The organism is Streptomyces phytophilus (assembly GCF_013870535.1).
In the GTDB taxonomy this organism is placed as follows: Bacteria; Actinomycetota; Actinomycetes; order Streptomycetales; family Streptomycetaceae; genus Streptomyces; species Streptomyces phytophilus.
On the sequence record NZ_JACBXC010000709.1, the window covers coordinates 1 to 3,128 of the forward strand.

The window sequence follows — 3,128 nt, forward strand, 5'->3', positions numbered from 1 at the left end:
CGCCGTAGTCAGCTCAGCGTCGACAGCGCCTGGTTGAGCGTGCGCGACGGGCGCATGACCGCCGCGGCCTTCTCCGGGTCCGGCTGGTAGTAGCCGCCGATGTCGGCCGGCTTGCCCTGCACCGCCAGCAGCTCCTCGACGATCTGCCCCTCCCGCTCGGCGAGCGTCGCCGCCAGCGGCGCGAACGCCTCCGCGAGCTTCGCGTCGGCCGTCTGGGCCGCCAGCTCCTGCGCCCAGTACAGCGCGAGGTAGAAGTGGCTGCCCCGGTTGTCGATGCCGCCGACGCGGCGGGTGGGCGACTTGTTCTCGCCCAGGAACGTCGCGGTCGCCCGGTCGAGGGTGTCGGCGAGGACCTGGGCGCGGGCGTTGTCCGTCGTCTGCGCCAGGTGCTCGAAGGAGACGGCCAGCGCCAGGAACTCGCCGAGGCTGTCCCAGCGCAGGTAGTCCTCCTTGACCAGCTGCTGCACGTGCTTGGGCGCGGAGCCGCCGGCGCCCGTCTCGAACAGGCCGCCGCCGTTCATCAGCGGGACGACGGAGAGCATCTTGGCGCTGGTGCCCAGCTCCAGGATGGGGAAGAGGTCGGTGAGGTAGTCGCGCAGCACGTTGCCGGTGACCGAGATGGTGTTCTCGCCGCGGCGGATCCGCTCCAGCGACAGCGCCATCGCGTCGGCCGGGGCGAGGATCCGGATGTCCAGGCCCCCGGTGTCGTGCTCCGCCAGGTACTCCCGCACCTTGGCGATCAGGCGCGCGTCGTGCGCCCGGTCCCCGTCCAGCCAGAAGACCGCCGGGTCGCCGGTGGCGCGGGCGCGGGTGACGGCGAGCTTCACCCAGTCGCGGATCGGCGCGTCCTTGGTCTGGCACATGCGGAAGATGTCGCCCTCGGCGACGGGCTGCTCCAGCAGCACGGCGCCGGACCCGTCGACGACGCGTACGGTGCCGGCCGCGCCGACCTCGAAGGTCTTGTCGTGGCTGCCGTACTCCTCCGCCTTCTGCGCCATCAGGCCGACGTTGGGTACCGAGCCCATCGTCGCCGGGTCGAAGGCGCCGTGCGCGCGGCAGTCGTCGATGACGACCTGGTAGATGCCCGCGTAGCTGCTGTCCGGGATGACGGCGAGGGTGTCGGCCTCGGCGCCGTCCGGGCCCCACATGTGGCCGGAGGTACGGATCATCGCGGGCATCGAGGCGTCCACGATGACGTCGCTGGGCACGTGCAGGTTGGTGATGCCGCGGTCGGAGTCGACCATCGCCAGCTCCGGGCCCTCGGCCAGCTCGGCGTCGAACGACGCCTTGATCCCGGCGCCCTCGGGCAGCGCGTCGAGGCCGGCGAGGATGCCGCCGAGCCCGTCGTTCGGGGTCAGGCCCGCGGCGGCCAGCGTCGCGCCGTACTGCGCGAAGGTCCGGGGGAAGAAGGCCCGTACCGCGTGGCCGAAGACGATCGGGTCGGAGACCTTCATCATCGTGGCCTTCAGGTGCAGCGAGAACAGCACGTCAGCGGTCTTCGCCCGGGCGACCTGCTCGCCGAGGAACGCGCGCAGCGCCTCGACGTGCATCACGGCGGCGTCGACCACCTCGCCGGCGAGCACCGGCACCGACTCGCGCAGCACCTCGGTGGTGCCGTCCGCGCGGGCCAGCTCGATGCGCAGGCTGCCGTCGCGCTCGACGACCGCGGACTTCTCGGTGGAGCGGAAGTCGTCGGCGATCATGTGCGCGACGTTCGTCTTCGACTCCGGGCTCCACGCGCCCATGCGGTGCGGGTGGGCGCGGGCGTAGTTCTTCACCGAGGCGGGGGCGCGGCGGTCGGAGTTGCCCTCGCGCAGCACGGGGTTGACGGCGCTGCCCTTGACCTTGTCGTAGCGGGCGCGGATGTCGCGCTCCTCGTCGGTCTTGGGCTCGTCCGGGTAGTCCGGCAGGTCGTAGCCGTGCGCGCGCAGCTCGGCGAGGGCGGCCTTGAGCTGCGGGATGGACGCCGAGATGTTCGGCAGCTTGATGATGTTCGCCCGCGGGGTCCGCGCCAGCTCGCCCAGCTCGGCGAGCGCGTCGGCCACCCGGCGGTCGGCCGGCAGCCGCTCGGGGAAGTGGGCGAGGATCCGCCCGGACAGGGAGATGTCGCGGGTCTCCACCTCGACCCCGGCGGTCGCGGCGTACGCCTGGACCACCGGCAGGAACGAGTATGTGGCCAGGGCCGGGGCCTCGTCGGTGTGGGTGTAGATGATCGTCGATGCTGATTCGGTCACCGGGTGCTCCAGTCCGCGTCGCTGCTCTGCCGGATTGCTTGATATCAAGATATCCCGTGCGTCCCGCGCGCCGGACAGGGCCCTCGGCCGCGGCGCGGGTAGAGATGCGTCACACCCGGCCGGGGGCGCGGAAGGCGCGCGGGCGACCGGATAGGCTCCGGAATCTACGCTCCCGGGGGGGGGAACCGTCTCATGCGCGGACTGAAGATCGTGCTCGTGGTGTGCCTCGTGCTCGGCGTGCTCTTCGTCGCCGCCGACCGGGTCGCCGTGTTCATCGCGGAGGGGAAGGCCGCGGACAGGATCCAGGCCCGGCAGGGCCTGGAGGGCAGCACCGAGGTGTCCATCCACGGGTTCCCGTTCCTCACCCAGATCCAGGGCAAGCGCCTCGACGACGTCGACGTCAGGATGACCGGCATCCGCGCCGACCCGGCCGCCGCCGGTACCGGGGAGCGGCTGCTGGTCTCCGAGTTCAAGGTGGAGCTGAGCGGCGTCGAGCTGGACGGCGACTACGGCGGCGCGACCGCGGACAGCGCCGAGGGCTCCGCCGTCATCGCGTACGAGGCGCTGACGGCCGTGGCCGGGCAGCAGGGCGTCACCTTCGCCTACGGCGGCGACGGCAAGGTGAAGGTCACCGCGAGCGCCGAGGCGCTCGGCGCACCGGAGCCCGCCGCGGTGCTCTCCACGGTCGCCTCCGAGGGCGGCGACACCATCCGGCTGCACGCGGAGGAGATCCCGGAAACCGGCGTGCCCGGGACCGAGGAGGCGGTGCGCGGGGCCGTCGACATCGACCGGAAGGTCGGCGGGCTGCCGGTCGGGGTATCGCTCGACCTGGTCACGGCGACCGCCGACGGCATCGTGGTCGACGTCGCCGGCGAGGGGATCCGCGTCGCGGGC

The 3,128-nt window shown here is 72.5% G+C and carries 2 protein-coding genes; one reads left to right on the top strand and one right to left on the bottom strand.

All coding sequences use genetic code 11. The features are described 5' to 3' along the window. Positions 1-8: 8 nt before the first annotated feature. Positions 9-2,234, bottom strand: coding sequence for an NADP-dependent isocitrate dehydrogenase (locus H5J30_RS23930; RefSeq protein ID WP_181789440.1), 2,226 nt, complete (start codon positions 2,232-2,234; stop codon positions 9-11). Between the two features lie 192 nt (positions 2,235-2,426). On the opposite strand from H5J30_RS23930, the gene H5J30_RS23935 reads away from it, so the two are divergent. After that, a partial coding sequence (locus H5J30_RS23935) for an LmeA family phospholipid-binding protein (RefSeq protein ID WP_181789441.1) occupies positions 2,427-3,128 on the top strand: 702 nt, incomplete at its 3' end.